The sequence below is a fragment of the Citromicrobium bathyomarinum genome, assembly GCA_001306305.2.
GTDB classification, from domain to species: Bacteria; Pseudomonadota; Alphaproteobacteria; order Sphingomonadales; family Sphingomonadaceae; genus Alteriqipengyuania; species Alteriqipengyuania bathyomarina.
In genome coordinates this window covers 1,244,536-1,264,269 of record CP155577.1, presented here as the reverse complement: position 1 = coordinate 1,264,269, position 19,734 = coordinate 1,244,536, and the positions used below count along the sequence as shown (strand labels likewise).

The 19,734-nt window shown below is 64.3% G+C and carries 15 protein-coding genes; 8 read left to right on the top strand and 7 right to left on the bottom strand.

The features are described from left to right. On the bottom strand, positions 1 to 675 hold the full coding sequence (locus VO57_006295) for a TetR/AcrR family transcriptional regulator C-terminal domain-containing protein (GenBank protein ID XBL70947.1): 675 nt from the start codon (positions 673 to 675) through the stop codon (positions 1 to 3). 155 nt (positions 676 to 830) lie between these two features. On the opposite strand from VO57_006295, the gene VO57_006290 reads away from it, so the two are divergent. Beyond that, positions 831 to 1,925: an oxygenase MpaB family protein gene (locus VO57_006290; GenBank protein XBL70946.1), complete on the top strand. Its 1,095-nt coding sequence runs from the start codon at positions 831 to 833 to the stop codon at positions 1,923 to 1,925. Between the two features lie 139 nt (positions 1,926 to 2,064). On the opposite strand, the gene VO57_006285 is transcribed toward VO57_006290, so the two are convergent. Beyond that, positions 2,065 to 3,300 (bottom strand): patatin-like phospholipase family protein, encoded by a 1,236-nt coding sequence (locus VO57_006285; protein ID XBL70945.1) that lies wholly within the window; start codon positions 3,298 to 3,300, stop codon positions 2,065 to 2,067. Positions 3,301 to 3,475: 175 nt separating this feature from the next. Between VO57_006285 and VO57_006280 the strand changes: the two genes are divergently transcribed. The 3 genes from VO57_006280 to VO57_006270 are packed head-to-tail and all read left to right on the top strand — an operon-like array spanning position 3,476 to position 8,078. Further along, positions 3,476 to 4,819 carry a hypothetical protein gene (locus VO57_006280; protein XBL70944.1) on the top strand — a complete coding sequence of 448 codons (1,344 nt, stop codon included), beginning with the start codon at positions 3,476 to 3,478 and terminating at the stop codon, positions 4,817 to 4,819. Between the two features lie 5 nt (positions 4,820 to 4,824). Further along, the gene (locus VO57_006275) at positions 4,825 to 7,119 is read left to right on the top strand and encodes an AAA family ATPase (GenBank protein ID XBL70943.1); all 2,295 of its coding nucleotides are present in this window, start codon (positions 4,825 to 4,827) and stop codon (positions 7,117 to 7,119) included. Next, positions 7,116 to 8,078, top strand: coding sequence for a hypothetical protein (locus VO57_006270; protein ID XBL70942.1), 963 nt, complete (start codon positions 7,116 to 7,118; stop codon positions 8,076 to 8,078). The genes VO57_006275 and VO57_006270 overlap by 4 nt, the downstream gene beginning before the upstream one ends. 111 nt (positions 8,079 to 8,189) lie before the next feature. On the opposite strand, the gene VO57_006265 is transcribed toward VO57_006270, so the two are convergent. Next, complete coding sequence (locus VO57_006265; GenBank protein ID XBL70941.1) at positions 8,190 to 9,485, bottom strand: Nramp family divalent metal transporter; 1,296 nt, start codon at positions 9,483 to 9,485, stop codon at positions 8,190 to 8,192. 237 nt (positions 9,486 to 9,722) lie between these two features. On the opposite strand from VO57_006265, the gene VO57_006260 reads away from it, so the two are divergent. Together VO57_006260 and VO57_006255 are read left to right on the top strand one after the other, a co-directional pair. Next, complete coding sequence (locus tag VO57_006260; GenBank protein ID XBL70940.1) at positions 9,723 to 10,955, top strand: FAD-dependent oxidoreductase; 1,233 nt, start codon at positions 9,723 to 9,725, stop codon at positions 10,953 to 10,955. A gap of 59 nt (positions 10,956 to 11,014) precedes the next feature. Further along, positions 11,015 to 12,010 carry an NAD(P)H-binding protein gene (locus tag VO57_006255; GenBank protein ID XBL70939.1) on the top strand — a complete coding sequence of 332 codons (996 nt, stop codon included), beginning with the start codon at positions 11,015 to 11,017 and terminating at the stop codon, positions 12,008 to 12,010. Between the two features lie 3 nt (positions 12,011 to 12,013). On the opposite strand, the gene VO57_006250 is transcribed toward VO57_006255, so the two are convergent. The 4 genes from VO57_006250 to VO57_006235 all read right to left on the bottom strand — a co-directional run bounded on the left by VO57_006250 (position 12,014) and on the right by VO57_006235 (position 17,628). Continuing rightward, positions 12,014 to 13,966, bottom strand: coding sequence for a diguanylate cyclase (locus VO57_006250; protein XBL70938.1), 1,953 nt, complete (start codon positions 13,964 to 13,966; stop codon positions 12,014 to 12,016). 78 nt (positions 13,967 to 14,044) lie between these two features. Further along, positions 14,045 to 15,127, bottom strand: a complete 1,083-nt coding sequence (locus VO57_006245) for a DUF2855 family protein (GenBank protein ID XBL70937.1) — start codon at positions 15,125 to 15,127, stop codon at positions 14,045 to 14,047. Positions 15,128 to 15,217: 90 nt separating this feature from the next. Further along, positions 15,218 to 16,369 carry a HAMP domain-containing sensor histidine kinase gene (locus VO57_006240; protein ID XBL70936.1) on the bottom strand — a complete coding sequence of 384 codons (1,152 nt, stop codon included), beginning with the start codon at positions 16,367 to 16,369 and terminating at the stop codon, positions 15,218 to 15,220. Continuing rightward, positions 16,366 to 17,628 (bottom strand): response regulator, encoded by a 1,263-nt coding sequence (locus VO57_006235; protein ID XBL70935.1) that lies wholly within the window; start codon positions 17,626 to 17,628, stop codon positions 16,366 to 16,368. Before VO57_006235 ends, VO57_006240 begins: the two co-directional genes overlap by 4 nt. Before the next feature lie 99 nt (positions 17,629 to 17,727). Here VO57_006235 and VO57_006230 point away from each other — a divergent pair, with 99 nt between their 5' ends. Then, a complete protein-coding gene (locus VO57_006230) occupies positions 17,728 to 19,023 on the top strand; it encodes an HlyD family efflux transporter periplasmic adaptor subunit (protein XBL70934.1) in 1,296 nt (431 codons plus the stop codon). Between the two features lie 17 nt (positions 19,024 to 19,040). Further along, complete coding sequence (locus tag VO57_006225; protein ID XBL70933.1) at positions 19,041 to 19,721, top strand: ABC transporter ATP-binding protein; 681 nt, start codon at positions 19,041 to 19,043, stop codon at positions 19,719 to 19,721. Positions 19,722 to 19,734: the final 13 nt, after the last annotated feature.

The following is a 19,734-nucleotide window of genomic DNA, read 5'->3' as shown; positions in this document are numbered from 1 at the left end:
CTAGCGGCGGAGGTCGCGTTTCAGCACTGCCTCCGCACCGATGAGAAAAACGTCGATACTGAAGTCGATCTGTTCATCGCCATACGTGTCGTACCCATGATCGAGAATACGCAGAAGATTGGCGAATTTTTCCGGATTCAGACGCTCCAGCGCAGCGCGCAGCGCCTTTGGGCGGGGTTTCTCCATCGAACCCGTCGCCTGTATCACATCGCGGGCATGGCCGAGGCACAGGGTGGAAAGCATGGTCACCAGTCGCGTGGCCGCCTCGTCCGTAAATCCGGCCTCGAAAAAACGCGCGAAGAGACTCTCGTTCGCTTCGAGCGACCACGTGGTCAGCGGCTCGTCGAACCACAGGTGCTCGGACAGCTTCCCCAGCGACAGGGCTCGCTCCAAGAAGCTACTGGCATAGATGCGAGAGGCATCGCGCCAGTCTTCGGCAGCCCGAATCGCGTCGGGTGAGAATTCGTCCGCAAAAGCCTTGTGAGCCAGGATGGTGAGCAGGGCCTCACGATCTTTCACGTAATAGTTCAAAGCTTTACGATCGACCTGCATCGCTTTGGCGAGCGATTGCATCGTCAAATCTTCCACCTCGAAGCTCTGCGCAGTCTCGACGATCTGATCGAGATCGAGTCCCGCTCGTTGCCCGCGTGACCGGACAGTCTGTGGACGCTTCATCGGATGCTTCGGTGCCTGCTGTTCATGCCCCGATCCTGTCGCAAAGCATCGCCGAAGCCAAGCCCAGACACTTTGGCTGCCCGCGCATCTTGCAGACTTGACATGACACGCCACCTTAAGCTTATTCCCGCACGGGAATATAAAGGATGCCGCTCATGACCGATCAAGCCCATGCCAATCTGCGTAGAAACCCCAATGTCGTGAGCCGCGAACGGCTTCGCGGCCCCACATCACGATGGCGCAGGCACGGGGAGCCGACGCTCGCCGGTTCCGGCCCGGATATCGACGATGGGGTGTTCGGACCGGGGTCGCTCGCCTGGGATGTCTTGCTGCACCCCGCCACGATCGTCTTTCAGTCGGCGGCGCAGTTCATCCTGCAACTGACCTACAAGCCGGTTTCCGCAGGTGTTCGGGACAATGACCCCATTTCTAAGAAGGCACGTGCCGGCACGCTCTCGCTGTTCGACATCTTCGATCGGGGGCAGCGCAATTCGGGCATCCACGCGCCGATGTGGCTGGGCGACATAGACACGGCAAAGCGCGTGTCGGGCCACCTCATCCGCATCCACGAAAAGGTCAAAGGCGACCTGATCGATGTCGGGGAGCCCGAACTGGGCGGCTATGCGGCCAACTCGCCGCGCGACTCCATGTGGGCAGCGCTGACCGAAATGCACACGATGTTGTGGGTCTATGAGCGGCTGGCGTTCCGCAATGGCCTGCCGAAGCGCCTGTCCGACGAACAGCGGGACGAATATATCCGCGAAGTGAAGGAATATTGCCGCCTGTTCCCGCATAACGAGGAAGACCTGCCCAACTCCATGGCCGAGCTGCGCGCGCTGTACGAACGCGATGCCAATCTGTTTGGCGGCTCGGAGCTGATGACGATCATCCCCGCAACCGGGCAGCAGTTCCCGAAACTCGTCGCGGAATCGATCAAGAAGAATTACCATCCCTCGCAGTTTCGCGTGCAAATCCAGCTGTTCCTTCAGGACAAGCTGCTCAAGCTGCCCGCCATGGCCGCAGTTTCGGGCAAGACCCGGCGTAACGCCGGGATTTCTCCCGCGACGGAAAAGCGCATCCTGTGCGCGCGCAAACTGATGATGCCGATTATCTGGCTGGTCCAGCAGGGCCCGGTAGAGCGCTATTTCATGCGGATGATGTGGGGGCCGGACTCGGTCAAGCTGATCAAGGAGGCCCGCAAGCTTCACGCTGCGGCCAAGGCTCGGATGCGACAGACGGAGCTCGCCTGACGAAAGATCGACTACCGACTTCGGTTTTTCGGTTGGCGCACGCCAACAAGCATGAGCAGCCAATCGTCGGTAACGTGATCGCCCTGCTCGGGCCAAGCTCCAGTCGCGTCCGCAACACTGTTAGCGATAGTGTCCCCGGCTATTGGCGGTTGCCGGCTGTGTCGGTGTCGCCTGGCTCGACCCCGCTCTCCACCTCGGGCTTGGGCGAAGGCGGACGTTCCTCCCACGCGGCCCTTCGCCCGCGCTCCAGGCCGTAGTCGTACAGATCTTGCATGAAGTCCTGCGCGAACAGATCGTGGTCTTCGATCTTATAGTCCTGGGCGATGTAGGTCAGATGGTAGGCGGCCCCGTTTCCTTGCGACCACGTATAGGCCGAATTCACACGATCCTGCAGGCTGGCGAAGAGTATCACATCGATCGTGCGCGCGGCGATATCCGGCACCGATCCGTCGATCATCTCGAATTCGCCGGCCATCTTGCCATTCACCAGCAGATAAAGCTCTGTCTGCAGACCGGCTCGCCCGCTCTGCCCCTCCGCGACCGATGGAGAGGCCAGCAGCGTGGCGATCGCGCCGCCGTCCACATGCAATTCGCTGATCTGTCGGCCCTCGACCTGCGTCTCGATCAGGACGGGAGGGAAGAGGACCGGAACAGAACTGCTCGCCAGCAGGATCCGGCGAAACAGAGCATAGCGGTCTGGCGCATCGCTTGCCGCAATCGCACCCATGTCCCAGATCGCATTGCCGGGACGATCGAGATTGACCGTGCCGACGAACAGCCTGCGTCCAGCGCGATGCTCCTCCGCGACCGCATCGATCACGGCGTTGGTCGCGAAGCGGGCGATCAGCTGTTCGAGCGGGCCGGTGGTCGCGGCGCTCGATGAAAACGGAATCGCGAGCGGAAAGCGCATTTCGAACACGTCGTCGGGCGTGATCTGAGTATAGGCCGCCTTCATCTCGTCGTCGTAGTCGGACCCGAGCAGGGCAAACGGCGCGATCAGAGCCCCGGTGCTGACCCCCGTCACGATCGAGAAGCGCGGGCGCGTGCCAGACTGGCTCCAGCCGTTGAGAAAGCCTGCGCCATAGGCCCCCTTGTCGCCGCCGCCCGACAGGGCGAGCAAGCGCAGCGGCTCTCCGTCAGCCGGTGCGGGCAGCGACATCTGCTGGATAAGATCGGGCGCGTCGGCCCAATACCGCACGCGCGGCATGTCGCGCGGCTGCGCGGCATCGACCTGCGTTGCTTCGAACGGCTCGCGCTCGATGGTTGCGCACCCGGCCAGCGGCAATGCCGCGGCGAGTACGAGCAGCGCGAAAAGACGCACCGCCCGGCGCGTCTGGATGGGTGTGACGTTTATCGGCCTATGGTTCATTGCCATTTGCGCTCCTCCTGGCCTGATCATCGGCAAGAGCCCAGCCTCGGCCCTGCACGGTGAATTGAATGGCCATCGACAACCAGTCGATACTCGATAGTCTGCCTTTACCAAGGGGGCAGATGTGGGAAAGCCGAAGACAGCAGTCGTCCTGATCCATGGAATTGGCGAACAGCGGCCGATGGATACGCTGTGGGGCTTTGTCCGAGCAGCATGGACCCACGACGCCGAGCTTGTGCATGCGACCCGGAACGAGGTCTGGTCGAAGCCGGAACTGGTGACGGGTTCGTTCGAGCTGCGCCGGATTACTACCCGGGAAGCAAGTTACGGCGATAAGCGCCGCTTCGATTTCTTCGAGTTCTACTGGGCGCACCGTATGCAAGGGCATACCCTCGGCGGCCTGCTGCGCTGGACCCTGAAACTCTTCCTGCGCGCGCCTTCCCAAGTGCCAAAGGGCCTCTTTCTCGCCTGGGGTATCGGGGTCGGGTTGCTGGTCGCAGCCGCTGTGCTGGCGATCCTCGCCTGGCAGGGCGATTTGATGGCCAGCCTCGGCATTCCGCGCTGGATTGTCATCAGCGCGCCTCTGCTTCTCGCAGCGGGCAGCTTCATCCTTCATGCGATCATCCTGCCACAGGCGGGCGATGCCGCGCGATATCTAAGCCCGGAGCCGAACAATGTCGCCATTCGCCAGCAGATACGCGAGGACGGCGTCTCGCTGATCGAAAAGCTGACCGCAAGTGGCGAGTATGACCGCATCGTCGTCGCCGGGCACAGCCTGGGGTCGGTCATCGCTCATGACCTTCTGAACTTCGCGTGGAACCGCCTCGACCGGTCGAAAATATCCGCGATCCATGCGGCCGACAGCGCGGCGATGGAAGCTCTCTCAGCATTGGAAGCTGCCGCACGCGACCTTGTGGATGCATCGCCAGCCGATCGACCTGCAAGGCGAACCGCCTATCGCAATGCGCAGCGCCTCTATCACAAGACGCTTGCCAAGGGCGAGGCACCGCTCTGGATCGTGAGCGACCTTGTGACCATCGGCAGTCCGCTGAGCAAGGCCGCCCTGCTGATCGGTCGCGATGCCGAAGATCTGGAGGCCCGTATCGCGCGCCGGGAGATACCGTCGTCGCCGCCGGTGCTTGAAGGAAAGCAGGGCAACCGTCGTTTTTCCTATCCACCCGCGAACAAGGTCCGGCGTCCGCACCATGGGGCCGTTTTCGGCCCAACCGTGTGGACCAACCTGTACCATCCACATCATCTCATCTGGTTTGGCGACATCGTGTCCGGTCCGCTGCGGCAGCTCTTTGGGCCGGCAGTGCTCGATGTCCGGCTTCCGATTGGCAAGCCGCCGGGTTTCCGCCACCTCGATTACTGGAAAAACCCCGACGCCGAGCCCGTGCACCCAACTATCGCGGCGCTTCGTCGCGCGCTCAATCTGAGGGCGCGGGACACGGACGAGGCATTGTGGGGCGAGGCGGCCGGCAAGGACGAGATCGTCGCCGGCACCGAAATGCAAGGAGACTGACCGCCATGCGATATGTCGAACGCGACCGGATAGAGCCGCCCGCCGTGTTCGGGAGCGATGATGCGCGGATCAGCCGCCAACGTGTGCTCGATCTTTTCATGAGCGGCCCGGAAACCCTGCTGCAAACCCGTTCCGACCGTAGCCGATCAATCGCCGATCATCCCGAGGTGCGCCGCGCGCTCGCGGACCTGTTCAACCATTCCTGCGCCTTTTGCGAGACCCTCATCGATGATCCCAGGGTGTTCCGGTTTCGGCCTGCAGAGGGTGCGCACCCCGTCACCGACCGCGACTTCGCACACCTCTATTATGCCTGGCTCGCCGATGCCTGGCAGAACCTGTATCCGATTTGCTGGGAGTGCATGCCAGAGGATCCGTTCTATTTCCCGGTCGCCGACCGTCGACGAAGCCCGATCCCAAACCCCGGGCAGCTTAGCGAATATATCGACCGCGGCGATGGTCGCTGGCCGTTCTATCCTCTCGACGAGAAAACGATCTTCCTGGACCCCTGCAACGACCGGGATCTCTGGCGACATCTCCGTTTCTGGAGCGATGGAAGCATCGGCGCGTACAGCAACAGTCGCCGAGGACGCGCCACAATCAGACAGTTTCGGCTCGATCGTCGATCTCTGAGAGAAGAGCGGGTCGTCATGTTCGAGCGGTATTTCGCTCAGTTGTGGGAAGGTCTGGAAACCGAGGACTATGACGATGGCCGCTCTCTGTTTCCCCACAGGGGCCCGTTTAGCGGCGGTTGGCGCATATACCTTCGCGATCTCCTCGCGCGCGCGCTCAATCGACGCGCGAGCGAGGATGTCGAACGGCAACTGCTCGTTCTGCGCGAACATCGCGATTGGAGGGGTCGCCTGGAGCGCGCCCGTGAAGCCCTCTTCGCACCGCCGGAGCCAGAAGAGGCGTGGAACAGCGAGCGGCTCTACTACGAGCCTTCTGCTCCCCGAGAGCCTCGGCGGATCGTCATCCGCAATTTCAAATCGCTGGAGAATATCGAGGTCCGTCTTCCAGCTCCCTCGACCAGCGGCGAACCTAATGCTGCCGCGCTCCTGATCCTGGGGGAGAATGCGGCCGGCAAGAGCACGATCCTCGAAGCCATCGCGATCGCGCTGATGGATACGGAAACACGTCACATGCTGGACCTGAAAGCCGGGCAGCTCGTGCTCAATCCCCGGTATCTCGGCGCGCGCGGAGCGCACAGCCCCGAGCAGGCCGAGGTGGAACTACACTATGCGGAAGGCGAAAAGCAGCATCTGTCGATCGCGCCCAGCGCGTTAGCGAGCAGTGATCATTTCATCGAACAGGACTTTCGCACCCAAGGCGAGCCGAACTCCATCCCGCTGTTCGCCTATGGTGCCTTCCGGCAATATCTGCACGCCCAACGGCGCTACACCAAGCACAAGCATGTCCGCAGCATGTTCCAGACCGATCAGCTGCTCTCCAATCCGGAGCGCTGGCTGCTCGGCCTGAAGAGAGCCGAGTTCAACATGGCCGTTCGCGCAATGCGGGATGTGTTCAGCATCGATGGCGAGTTCGATGTGCTCGAGCGCCGGGACGACCGCGTATTCGTGGTCCAGAAGCTCGGCGAAGGTGAAGCCGGACCGCTCCAGCACACGCCGCTGACGATCGTTTCTTCGGGATTTCGGGCCGTGCTCGCCATGTTGTGCGATATCATGCAGGGGTTGATGGACAAGCGTGTGAACCCGGAGTTCAGAACGCTGGAGACCGCGCGGGGCATCGTCCTGATCGACGAGATCGAGGCGCATCTGCACCCCCGTTGGAAAATGGCGATCATGACCGGCCTGCGGCGCGCGCTACCGCAGGTCACCTTCATCGCCACATCGCACGATCCCTTGTGCCTGCGCGGCATGAAGCCTGGAGAAGTGCTGGTCCTCGAACGGATTCCGGGTGCTCAGGCCGACACCGAGCTTCCGGTGTTCACCCAATCGCTGGTCGATCTTCCCGACAATAGTCACTGGACCATCGAACAACTGCTCACCGCCGACTTCTTCCAGCTGCGAAGCACCGAAAACGCCGATGCAGAACGCCGTCTCGCGCGCATGCAGGACAAGCTCGCCCTCGGAGTGACACCGGCTGAAGATCCGGAATTGCAGGCCTACCTCAATGAGATCAGCGGCGCGCTCCCGATCGGCGACAGCGAGGTCCACCGGCTGGTGCAGGAAGCTGTCGCCATGTTCCTCGCCGAGCAGCGCACCGCAACGCGCGAGCGATTGAAGGGCCTGAAAGAGGAGACCCGCCAAGCTATCGTCGAAGCGCTGCGGAGCGCCACATGAGGCCGGTGCCGCGACCCGCCGATGTGCCCGAAATTCTCACGACCAAGGGTGCCGAGGAACGGAAGAAGGCCGTGCGATACTTCGGGCCGCCGAGGGCGTCCGCGAAGGCCTTCCCGTTTGCGATCTACAAGCACAAGGAAGTAAAAAACGAGCTGGAACGGCTGTTTCGCGGAAAGTGCGCCTACTGCGAGACTTTCTATGCGAGCGCCCAGTCGATGGACGTCGAGCATTACCGGCCAAAGGGTGCGGTGGAGGGCGACGACGCGCATCCAGGTTACTGGTGGATCGCGATGGCATGGGACAATCTCCTGCCGAGCTGCATCGACTGCAATCGCAAGCGCTATCAGATCACGCCAAGGGGAGATGTCAGCCAGGTCCGGCTGCACGAAGCCACGCTCGGTTTCTCCAGGTCCTCGACGGTAGGCACCGGCAAGAAAGACAGCTTCCCGCTCGCTGCAGGCGGGGTTCGCGCGACCCGGGCCGACGATTCCCTGTCTGCCGAAAAGCCGCTGCTGCTGAACCCGTGCGAGGAAGATCCGGGGGAGCATCTGGAATACCTGTTCGACCCCGCCAACCCTGTCTCCTTCGTGGTTGCGCGCAAGCTGGTGGGGGGCGACCCGGACTTCGCCGGTGACCACTCCCTCAGCCTCAAAGGCGCGACTTCGATCCACGTCTACGGGCTCAACCGTATCGGCCTGGTCCAGGCCCGCACCGAAGTTCTTCGACGGCTCGAGTTTCTCGGCGCCTTGATGATCGACCTGAAGGCGCTGGCGCAGGACCTCGCGGGTGCGCCGCCCGATGAGACGGTTCGTCGGGCGGAACGGGCCGTCTCCGGATTTGCCGACCGCTTGCTGGTCGAGATGAGAGCGATGGCCGATCCGGCACGGCCCTATTCGGCGATGGTCGCGGCCTGGCTGGACCACTTCGCGTCCAGAGTGGCGGATCCCGACGCTGCGTAGAGAGGCTTCCGGAGCCGGTTAGCTGGAGCTGTAATGGACACGCCTGATTTTCGATGCTTATTCCCGCCTTCTGCCACCGCGCAAAGCTGCTCCACTCCGGATATCCGCCACCTATCCGACAAGCTTCGCGACCTGCTGGACCGCCAGCACGATAAACAGGATCGCCGATCCCGCCAGCGTGATGTTCGAAACCACACCGTTGCGGGCCTCTGCCGGCAGGCGTTCGGAATTGTTCAGCATCAGCAGCGTGATGGCGAGGAACGGCATGAAGAGTGCCCCGAACGCGCCATAGATGATTACGAGCAGGAAGGGGCGGTCCGCGAACAGCAGGAGCATCGGCGGAAAGGTCAGCCAGGCAAGGTAGAAACGGTAGGCGTTGCTGCCCTCGTGCCCGCCCTCCTCGCGGCCCTTCATCTGATACCACCAGTCGGAGAAAAACAGGCTCATCCCCTGCCACACACCGAGCAGGGATGAGACCGAAGTCGCAGCGAAGCCGATCAGGAACAGGGTCGCGATCGTCGCGCCGAACCGCTCCTCCAGCACGCCCGATAGGCCCAGCAGCCCCTGGTCGCTGTCCTGTAGCGCGATACCGGCGGAATGGAGCAGTTCGGCACCCACGATCAGCATGGCAATGACGAAAATACCCGTCACGATGTACGCGGTTGAATTGTCCACCCGCATCATCGGCAGCCACGGCGTGCCGCGCCATCCCTTGGCCTGCGTCCAATAGCCATAGGCGGCGGTGGTGATCGTCCCGCCGACCCCGCCGATCAGGCCGAGCGTGTAGAACAGCGAGCCTTCGGGCAGCGTGAAGGTCATGCCGCGGGCAAGGTCCGGCAGGCTTGGCGCGACGAGGATCGCCAGCCCGACCATGATGACGAACATCGTCCCCACGAGCAGTTTCATCACCGTCTCGAAGGTCTCGTACTTGTTGAACCACACGAATACGAAGCCGAACAGGCCCGCGATAATCGCCCAGGCGCGCAGCGACAGGCCCGGAAACAGCGCGGTCAGCGGCAGGGCGGTCGCGCTCATCGCGGTGGCGCCGTAGATGAAACCCCAGATGATGACGTAAACGCCGAAATACCAGCTGGTCCATCGGCCCAGCGATCGCCAGCCCGCAAGGATGGTCGAGCCTGTGGCGAGGTGATAGCGGGCGGAGCCTTCGGACAGCGCGATCTTGACGATGCAACCGAGCACCGCGGCCCACAGCAGGGCATAGCCGAAGCGCGACCCGGCAATCAGCGTGGCGACCAGATCGCCCGCCCCCACCCCGGTCGCCGCGACCACGATTCCGGGGCCGAGATGGCGCCACATCCGGCCGCGCGTCGGCGGAGCATGCCCGGCATCCGGTCCTTCCAGATCGCTCGCATGATGGTGCTGCGCCATTTCGCCCTGGTCGCTCATGATTGCGCTCTCCCTCTTTCGGCCCCCCCGATGCGAAAGCCCAAGCGCGCCGCATATACGCGGGGCGCGTGCCCTGAAACAGCCGCAGTGCATTTGACCGGTGGAATCGGGCGCGGTCAGTGCGGTCTGCTTCGCCAACCAGGTTGTTTGGTGAGGCGAAAATTCCGGCGGTCGTCCATATAACCGCCTGTCACGACCTTGCACCTCAATCGAAACGGAGCGCTACGGCAGTCTGCAATGGAAACCAGAGACGTCATCATCGTGGGCTCGGGCCATGGCGGAGCGCAGGCAGCTATCGCGCTGCGGCAGAACGGGTTCGAAGGATCGGTCCTTATGGTCAGTCGGGACAGCGAATTGCCTTACGAGCGCCCCCCCCTGTCCAAGGAATATCTCTCCGGCGACAAGCCGTTCGAGCGTATCCTGATCCGTCCGGAACAGTTCTGGAGCGCCAAGAACATCGAGCTGCGCCTTGGCACCGAGGTCGTCGCGATCGACCCTGCGAAGCACGAGCTGACGCTGGGGACCGGCGAGAGCGTCGGCTACGGCAAGCTCATCTGGGCCGCCGGCGGCGCGCCTCGCGCGCTGACCTGCTCGGGCGCGGACCTGAAGGGCGTTCACGCGGTGCGCACCCGCAGCGATGTCGATACCCTGATGCAGGAACTGGGCGACGGCGCGAAGAAGGCGGTCGTGGTCGGCGGCGGATATATCGGGCTGGAGGCGGCGGCGGTGCTGCGCAAGCTCGATTGCGAGGTAACGCTGCTCGAAGCCCAGCCGCGCGTCCTCGCGAGAGTGGCGGGCGAGGAACTCAGCGCCTTCTACCAGGCAGAACACCGCGCCCACGGGGTCGATCTGCGGCTCGAGACGATGGTCGACTGTCTTGAGGGCGAGGATGGCCGGGTCGCACGCGTACGCCTGCACGATGGCAGCGCGATCGACGCCGATCTGGTAATCGTGGGAATCGGGATCGTGCCTTCGGTCGAACCACTGGCGAAGGCAGGCGCGGTGTGTTCGAACGGCGTCGATGTCGACGGGTCGTGCCGCACCTCGCTCGAAGACGTGTTCGCAATCGGCGACTGCGCCGCCCATCGCAGCCGCTGGGCGCAAGATGCGGTGTTGCGGATCGAGTCCGTGCAGAACGCCAACGACATGGCCACCGCCGCGGCGAAGGCGATCTGCGGCGACCCGCAGGATTATGCCGCGTTCCCGTGGTTCTGGTCCAACCAGTATGACCTGAAGCTTCAGACCGCCGGTCTCTCGACAGGCTACGACGCGACGGTGCTGCGCGGAGACCCTGCCACCCGCTCCTTCTCGGTCGTCTACCTGCGCGATGGACAGGTGATCGCGCTCGACTGCGTCAATGCGATGAAGGATTTCGTCCAAGGCCGGAAGCTGGTCGAGCAGGGCGTTTCGCCGGACCCCAAGGCGGTCGCCGATACCGGTACCCCGCTGAAGGAACTCGCGACGTCCTGACGCAGGGACTGCGTCAGCAATTCCTCGCCACCTGCCGCGGTATCGCCTAGCCTGATCCGATGCAGGCCGATCGAACATATGGTGTGCAGCCGCGCCGCATTCTCGTCCTTGGCGGGACCGGCACGATCGGACGTGCAACCGTGCACGCACTGGTCGCGCGCGGGCACGAGGTGGTCTGTCTGGCGAGACGCACATCTGAGCGATCCGCGCCCCCTCACCTCTCCGGGGCCCAGCTTCGCGCCTGCGATGTGACCGACCCGGCTTCGCTGGCGCGCGACGGCATCCGGGGCGAACGGTTCGATGCTGTGCTCTCGTGCCTCGCATCGCGTACCGGCGCACCGGACGATGCCTGGCGGATCGACCACGACGCCCATCTGGACGCTCTGCGACAGGCACAGGCGGCGGGCATTCCGCACATGATCCTGCTGTCCGCGATCTGCGTGCAGAAGCCCCAACTGGCTTTCCAGAAAGCCAAGCTGGCATTCGAGCACTCGCTGATCGCATCGGGGATCGACTATTCCATCGTGCGCCCTACAGCTTTCTTCAAATCACTGTCGGGGCAGGTCGAGCGCGTGCGGCAGGGCAAGCCCTTCGTGATGTTCGGGGACGGCACGTTGACCGCCTGCAAGCCGATCAGCGACGGCGACCTTGCCGCATACCTCGCCGATTGCATCGACAACCCAGAGCGGCGCAACCGCATCCTGCCGATCGGTGGCCCGGGACCGGCGATCACGCCGCGCATGCAGGGGGAGGCGCTGTTCGCCATGCTCGGACAGCCGCCGCGCTTCAAACATGTGCCCGTCGCGTTGCTGGATGCTATCGTCCTGATGCTCGGCACCATGGGGCGCGTCGTCCCTTCGCTAAGAGCCAAGGCCGAACTTGCGCGCATCGGACGCTACTACGCGACCGAGTCCATGCTCGTGTTGAACCCCGAAACCGGCCTCTACGATGCCGAGGCGACGCCCTCGACCGGCTCCGAAAAGCTGTTCGACTATTACGCGCAGCTGCTCAGCGGAGAGGCGCAGGCCGAGCGCGGCGAGCATGCCGTGTTCTAGAGGCTAAGACAGCCACTCGGAGCGGTTTCGCCCGGCATGTTTGGCAGCGTAGAGCGCCTTGTCGACGGCCTCCAGAATGGTCCGGCACCCCCGCTCGCTGTCATCGGCATCATGCGGGATCGTCATCGCCCCCGCGCTTACCGTCAGCGTTCCGAGGTCGCTTTTGGCATGCGGGATTCCGATCCGCGCCACGGCCTCCACCGCACCTTCGACCGCACTACGCGAACCGTTGGTGGAGGAAGCCGGAATGATCGCGGCGATCTCCTCCCCGCCATAGCGGTAGATCGATGCGCCGGGTAAAGCCGCGCCGATCGCGGACACCGCCCGTTCGAGCGCCCTGTCGCCTGCAACATGGCCATAGTGATCGTTGAAAGGCTTGAAGAAGTCGACGTCGAACAGCGCCAGCGCGATCGACGTCCCTGCTCTCGCGTCCACCATCGCCTGGCGCAGATCCTGATCGAACGCCCGCCGGTTCAGCGCGCCGGTCAGGGCATCCCTGCGGCTCTGGTCGAGCAGCTGCCGGTTGGCGAGTTCGAGCTCAAGCGTTCGTTCGGCGACCGTGCGCTCGAGCCCGGCGCGCGCATCCTCGACCTTGTCGGCCATCCGCCGGAAGCTGCGCGCGAGCATGCCGATCTCGTCGTTCCGGTCGACTGGCAGACCATGGTCGCTGCCAGCAACGGATTCGTAGTTACCATCGGCCAGATGGCGGGTCGCCCGCGTCATCTTCCGGATCGGAGAAGACACGCTGGTCCGCAGGACGATGACCGCCGTCAGGATGAACGCTGCGAACAACAGGGCGATGAGGATCAGGATCGCCCCGGAAGAGCGCAACGCCCGTGCCTCGACTTGCAACTTAGGGTGCACGGTCACCAGCCACCAGTCCGGCCCGTCGATGCGTGCGCTGGCGATATAGGCATTCAGGTCTTCGTCGAACACGACCTTTGCCTGAGCGGCTCCATCCGGATCGGCTTCCAGCAGGCGGCGATAGATCGCGCTGAGGTCGGGATTGTCCGCCTCCGCGATATCGATCTGGCCGGCGTCCTCGGGCAACCCGTCCATCCCCTTCGGATAGGCCACCAGCATTCCATCGCGCGAGAGGATCAGGTCGAAGGAGCCGCCAGGCCCGCCGTCGGCCACCTCTCCCATTAGGTCGGTCAGGCTGACATCCAGGCTCGGCGTGAAAAGATGGCGCCCAGCGTGATCGACCGGCTTCTGGTACGTGATGGTCCAGTTGGATGCGGTGGCATCGTAATAGAGGCCGGTCCACACGGGCCGGCGATCGGGGTTGTAGGCCTGCAGGGTGGATTGAAGCACGGAGCCTTCGGTCATGTTCAGATCGCTCGCGGCATTCAGGCCCCATGGCGCCTGCGGCCAATACATGATCAGCGCGTTTTCGGGCAGGCTGGCATGCACGTTGGCGAAGTTCGCCGATCCGCCCGGCCCGAACCTGGCCACGGTCTCGTAAGTGAGGATGAGCCGGCGCTGCAATTCATCCGTCAGCGGCGGCCGATCGCGCGCGATGAATCCCGATACGCCGCCAGGAGCGGCTCGCGCATCGTCCTGCCCCGAGAAATATTCGGGGCGGAGGCGGATGGTTCCGTCACCCGGCTCGTAGAAGTAATCCGAGAACCGTGCCGAGGGCACGACAGCAGGGTTGGAATACAGCGCCAGGAAACTCTCGGCCATGCGATCCGCCAGTGTCTCGGCGAGCAGAAAGCGCCCGCTTTCATAGCGCCCGCGCAGCTCGATCTGCATCTTCCACTCGGCGACCAGCGTCTTCTCCGCCTCGTTCTTGACAGCATGGAACGAGAACAGCGCGAGAATTCCCGCCGCGCAGAACGCGAGCAGGATCATCCGCAAGGCCACCTTGCGCGTAAACGACACGCGCGGGCGGCTGAATACCTCTTCGGCGTAGCCATCCCGCTCGCCGGGAGAAATATCCCCTTCGTGCTTCACAAGTATCCGCTGCTCCGGTCCATCAGACTGGGGAGCGCTATGGAAACATGGTTAAGATCGGGTGAGGATCGGGCGGCTCTAGAAGCCGACCACCCAGGCCTCGTCCGCCGGGGTCTTGCCCAGAGCGACCGCACTCCACGCCTGCTTCACGGCACCATCGCCCTCCTCGCGGTGGATCGTCAGCCAGTCGCGCGATTTCAGCGCGGTATCTTTCCAGAAGTCGTGCGCGCGCTTTTCGAACACGCCCGGGCCCCACTCCTTGTGACGCTTCTGGATATGGCCGGGCGCGAAGAACATCTCGCTGCGCTCCCGAATGAAGCCGGGCGGCATGGTGTTCGCGTCATAATGGGTGACGCCCACGTTGGAGGTGTATTTCATGCTGTCGCCCAGATGTTCGTGCAGCCGCCCGAGCACGCCGCCATCGCCCGACATGTCGATGATAACGGTCGGAATGCTCGCGTCGATCTTGTCCAGCGCGTCGTAGGTCAGGACCTCGTCGTAGAGGCCCAGCTTTTCGACCGACGCCACGTTGCGGGGCGAGGTGACGCCGACGGTCCTGGGCGCAGACGCATCGGCGAAGATCGCATAGGCGCACCCGATCGCGGTCTTGGAGGACGCGCTCAGCACGACAAGCTGTCTGGCACCGTACCAGTCATGGTCCTGCATGAAGTCGTAGATGCAGAAGGATGTCGCATAGAGTGGGAACAGCACCATGCGCGCATCGTCCAGGTCGCCGTCGTAATCGGGCTCTGCGCCGACACGGGTGTAGGAATTGTACACGGGCGGCAGCCCGGCGCGATGCTCCGCGCCATCGACGAAGCGGCCTTCGCTGACCTTTGCCGGTTGCATGACGAGATGGCTTGCCATGGGGAAGAAGCCGTAGATCCGCTCTCCAACCGGCACCTCCGGATGCGCGGATTCAACGATCTCGGCAAAACCCCATACGGGAATGACGCCCTCCCCCTCGCTTTCGGCCGGGAAGAACTTCCAGTATCCGATGCGATCCCCCATCACTCCATAGGTGACGTTGTTCGCGGTCAGCGCGAAGCGGTCGATCCGGGCAAGGACCTCTCCATCGCTGAGCGGCGGCACTTCCCGCGTGTCGATACGGCCTTCACGGATATTGTCCTTCTGGACCAGGAACTGGCTGGTTGTCGTCATATGCGGGCTCTTTGCCTTGTGTGGATGGGCTGCTGACAGCGCCCTGAGTACTCTTCGCCATCATGAGACCGAAAGCCCCCTTCAGGTCAATCAATCGGCGGGATTTCCTGCCGGGAGGCTGATCCTGAACGCGGTAGGGTTCGCCCCCGTCAGCTCCAGCGATCCACCGTGGCCGCGTGCGATCTGGCGCGCGAGCGACAGCCCGATGCCCGACCCCTTCGGCTTGGTCGTGTGGAAAGGCCGAAAGATCAGCGCTGCGCTTTCCGGGTCCACTCCCACGCCATTGTCGGTGACGGTAATCGCGAGCCGGTTCTCCTCACGCTCGATGGAGAGGCTAACGCACGGTTCACTGGTCGTGCTGGTGGCTTCGGCGGCGTTGTTGAGCAGCGCCCAGACCGCCTGGTGCAGCTGATCGCGATCCATCCGCCATTGCTCGACCGCGCCGATATCCAGCGTGAGCGTCGTGGCAGGCCACCGCTGGGCGAAAAGCTGCGCCAGATCGCGCGCGAACTGATCGAGCGACGAGGGTGCAAGGATCGGCTCGGGCAGCCGGGCGAGCGCACGATAATCGGTGGCGAAGCGCTGCAAGCCTTCGGCACGCCGGGCAAGCGGGCCGAGAATCTCCGCCAGCAAGGCGGTGTCCACCGGCTCCTGCGCCGCTGCGGTCTGCGCACTCTCGGCCAGCGACACGATCGGCGACAGGCCGTTGAGCAGTTCGTGCCCCAGCACTTCGATCAGGTCCGCACTGGCGCGCGCCTCGGCAGCCAGTTCCTCACTCTCGACATCGATCAGTGCGGCGACCGTCACGCCCGAAGACGCCTCCACCCGGTCGATCCGCCACAGGCGCCCTTCGTGGCGAAAGGTGGGTGCCGAAGGATCGAGCAGCCCGGGCGGGGCCGGAACGATCCGGTCGTCGGCGCCGAAGATCGCGCGCGCCGCGCGGTTGAGCACGCGGGCCGTATCGCGATCGAGTGCAAGCAATGGGGTCGGCGCAGCGTCCAGCAACAGGCGATGCACCGCTGCATCTCCGTCCTCTGCCTCGCCGCCGTCTGCAAGCGGGCGCGGAGGGACGAGCGCAGCGTTCCACCACGCGAGCGCGAGGGTCCAGATCCCCGCCAGCACCGCGCCGGTCAGCAGCCCCCATCGACCGGTGTACCAGGCGAAGGTCGCCACGATTGCACTGGCGAGCAGCGCCAGCCCCAGCCCCGCCGCCCGCCAGCCGCGCCCGTGGTACAACCTCATAGCCCGTGGCGCTCCATCCGGCGGTACAGCGCCCCGCGGCTGAGCCCGAGTGCCTTGGCCGCATGGCTGACATTGTGATGGTGCTCCGCCAGCGCAGCGGCGATCATCGCCTTTTCCGTGCGGTCGAGATCGAAGCTGGGCGCGTCGTTCTCGGCAGGAGCGCTGGCCGCAACGGGCGTACCGATCGATAAGGCTGCGGTATCGATCGTCCCGTCATCGCACAGCAGCACGGCGCGCTCCATTTCCGCGGCGAGCCCTCGTACCTCACCCGGCCAGTCCGCCTCACGCAAGGCCGTCTCGGCCGCTTCGGTAATGCGCGGGATGGCGCGGCCGAAGCGAATCGCTGCATCGGTCACAAAATGGCGCGCCAGGATGGGGATGTCCGCGCGCCGCTGCGCGAGAGGAGGTAGGGCAAACTCGATCGTCGCGATCCGTCGGCGGAGCGCAGGGGTCAGCGCATCTGGCCGGTCGACGATCGCGATCGGGCGAATGTTCTCTGCAAGCTTTGCGGCGAGGCGATCCTGCGCCAGTTCGCCGAGCCGGTCCGGATAGCGCAGGATCACGCTGCCCGACGCGTCCCCGATTGCGTCAAGCGCGCCTTCCTCGCGCAGATCGATCCGCAGCGGCATGTTCTGCGCATCCGCAGAAGCGGCATGCACCGCGAGCGCGCTCAGCATCCGCCCTGCCCCTGAAGGTCCGGTGATGGCGACCCCCGCCATCGTCGGCCCGACCCGGCGGATCAGCTGGCGCAATTCCTCGATCGGCGCACTTTCGCCAAGGATGCGCGCTGGCGGGGTGCTGCGCTCGGCAGCAGTCGCGCCCGCAGCGGGCGCCGTCGGCTCGCGCGCCACTGCGGCTTCCACCTTGCCGATCAGGTCGGCATTGTTCCACGGCTTGACCGCGAAGTCGCGCGCGCCCGCCTGCATCGCGGCAACCGCCATGCGCACCCCGCCATGCGCAGTCAGCACCACGACGCACGCCGCCGGGTCGTCCGCCATGATCCGGGCGAGACAGGCAAGCCCTTCCTTGCCGTCGCTTTTCCCCGGGGTAAAATTGAGGTCGAGCACGATCCCATCGAAGCGGGACCGCGCGAGCTGCGAGAACGCCTCCTCCGGCTCGTGCGCCACGGTCAGGCTGTGCCCGGCCATGCGGAATGCGATCTCCATCGCGCTGGCGACTTCCGGCCGGTCGTCGATCAGCAGAATCGCCAGCCCCGCTTTTGCGCTTGACGCTTCGCCCTGCTGTCCATTTGCGGACACAGTGTCCGGCGACGGACGCTCGGATGCAGAGGCGCTACTGGATTTTCGTGCGATCATAACAACTTAGGTCTTTCAGCCCTGTTCGGCGATACTGGCGACATGATGACGCACACAGCCGAACAGTCCAACAGTTTGTCTACGCCCGCACCCGGTGCCGCGATGGATCGCAAGGTCGAAAAGAAGAAGGTGCCGTGGTGGCGCGACAAGCGTCTGCTGATCGCCATCGCGGTGATCGCGATCGCCTTTGTCGGATGGCGCGCGATCCCCGCGAGCGGTTCGACCAATGTCGATGCGGACGACATCCAGACAGGCGAAGTGACCCGCGCCGCCTTCGACGATTACCTGCCGGTCCGCGCGAGCGTGGTGCCCGCCACGACCACCCTCGTCGGCGTGATGAGCGGGGGTCAGGTGGAGGAGCTGTTCGTGCAGGACGGCGCGCTGGTCACCAAGGGCCAGCCACTCGCCCGGCTCGCCAATCCCGATCTCGAACTCACCGTGCTCAGCCAGGAAGCACAGATCGCCAGCCAGCTGGGCGGTGTCGCGGGCGAGAACCTGGGTATCCAGCGCTCCCGCGTCGATCGCGCGGGGCAAGTCGCAGCGGCGGAGTACGATCTGGTCCGCGCACGGCGCGAGCTCGATATCCGCCAGCAGCTGCACGACAAGGGCTTCGTCTCCGATGCCGGGGTCAAAAGCTATCAGGAAGAGGTCGACTACCAGTCGCAGCGCCTCGCCCAGCTGCGTCAGGGCCGCGCCACCGAGGCCGGAATCACCGCCACGCAGGGCCGCATGCTCGACGCCACCCGCGCGCGTTTGCAGAGCAACCTGTCCGCCGTGCGCGGCAGCCTCGATGCCCTGACGATCCGCGCGCCGATGGCCGGGCGGTTGACCAATTTCCCGCTCCAGCCGGGGCAGACGCTCGCGCCGGGAGATCCTGCCGGACAGGTCGACAGCGAAGGCGACTGGAAGCTGGAGGCCGAGGTCGACGAATACTATCTCGGCCGGGTCGAGGTCGGTCAGAAGGCGACCACCTCCGACGGCGCAACGCTGACCGTATCCAAGGTGCTGCCCACCGTTACCGATGGCCGTTTCCGCGTCGAGCTGACTTTCGAGAAAATGCCCAGCCAAAGCCTCAATCGCGGCCAGACGCTCGACGTGCGGATCACGCTCGGCGCGGCAAAGCCTGCGCTGATCGCCCCCACGGGCGGATGGCTGACCGAAGGTGGCTCCGCGGCCTTCGTGATCGATCCCGATGGCAAGCATGCCCGCCGGGTCGCCGTTACCCTGGGCCGCCGCAATCCACGCCAGGTCGAAATCCTGTCGGGCCTCGAACCGGGCCAGCGCATCGTCACCAGCAATCTCGCCCGGGTGAAGGGCGACACCATCAATATCCGCTGAAAAGAGGGATGAATTTCGTGATCAAGCTCGAGAATATCGAACGCCGCTACGCCTCCGACGAAGTCGAAACGACCGCGCTGGTCGATGTAAACCTGGAGGTGGCGGAGGGCGAATTCCTCGCCATCATGGGGCCCTCTGGCTGCGGCAAATCCACCCTACTCAACACGCTGGGGACGATCGATCGGCCGACCTCGGGCCACTACTGGTTCGGCGAAGAAGACCTTGCCGCCATGAATGAAAAAGCGCTGGCGAAGTTCCGCGCTGCGCAGCTGGGCTTCGTTTTCCAGAGCTTCAACCTGATCGACGAACTGACGATCGAGGAGAACATCGCACTGGGCCTCGCCTATCGCAAGGATGTGTCCGGCAACAAGGCGGAGCGGGTCGCTGCGGCGATGGACACGGTCGGCATCGCCCACCGTGCGCGCCATTTCCCGCACCAGCTATCGGGCGGCCAGCAGCAGCGCGCTGCCATCGCTCGTGCCATCGTGGGCCAGCCCAAGCTGATCCTCGCCGACGAACCGACCGGCAATCTCGACACCGCCAATGGGGAGCAGGTGATGGACATCCTCACCGCGCTCAACGCCGGTGGTGCGACCATCGTGATGGTCACCCACTCACCCAGCCACGCGGACATGGCGAAACGCCGGATCGACATGCTCGACGGCCGCATCGTCGCCAGCGCCATGCGCGCGATCTGAGGAGAACGCATTC

What these genes read in the sequence shown, in the direction of transcription:
- VO57_006295 (XBL70947.1), bottom strand. Translation starts at nt 675, where the DNA reads ATGAAGCGTCCACAGACTGTCCGGTCACGCGGGCAACGAGCGGGACTC.
- VO57_006290 (XBL70946.1), top strand. Translation starts at nt 831, where the DNA reads ATGACCGATCAAGCCCATGCCAATCTGCGTAGAAACCCCAATGTCGTG.
- VO57_006285 (XBL70945.1), bottom strand. Translation starts at nt 3,300, where the DNA reads ATGGCAATGAACCATAGGCCGATAAACGTCACACCCATCCAGACGCGC.
- VO57_006280 (XBL70944.1), top strand. Translation starts at nt 3,476, where the DNA reads ATGGATACGCTGTGGGGCTTTGTCCGAGCAGCATGGACCCACGACGCC.
- VO57_006275 (XBL70943.1), top strand. Translation starts at nt 4,825, where the DNA reads ATGCGATATGTCGAACGCGACCGGATAGAGCCGCCCGCCGTGTTCGGG.
- VO57_006270 (XBL70942.1), top strand. Translation starts at nt 7,116, where the DNA reads ATGAGGCCGGTGCCGCGACCCGCCGATGTGCCCGAAATTCTCACGACC.
- VO57_006265 (XBL70941.1), bottom strand. Translation starts at nt 9,485, where the DNA reads ATGAGCGACCAGGGCGAAATGGCGCAGCACCATCATGCGAGCGATCTG.
- VO57_006260 (XBL70940.1), top strand. Translation starts at nt 9,723, where the DNA reads ATGGAAACCAGAGACGTCATCATCGTGGGCTCGGGCCATGGCGGAGCG.
- VO57_006255 (XBL70939.1), top strand. Translation starts at nt 11,015, where the DNA reads ATGCAGGCCGATCGAACATATGGTGTGCAGCCGCGCCGCATTCTCGTC.
- VO57_006245 (XBL70937.1), bottom strand. Translation starts at nt 15,127, where the DNA reads ATGACGACAACCAGCCAGTTCCTGGTCCAGAAGGACAATATCCGTGAA.
- VO57_006240 (XBL70936.1), bottom strand. Translation starts at nt 16,369, where the DNA reads ATGAGGTTGTACCACGGGCGCGGCTGGCGGGCGGCGGGGCTGGGGCTG.
- VO57_006230 (XBL70934.1), top strand. Translation starts at nt 17,728, where the DNA reads ATGATGACGCACACAGCCGAACAGTCCAACAGTTTGTCTACGCCCGCA.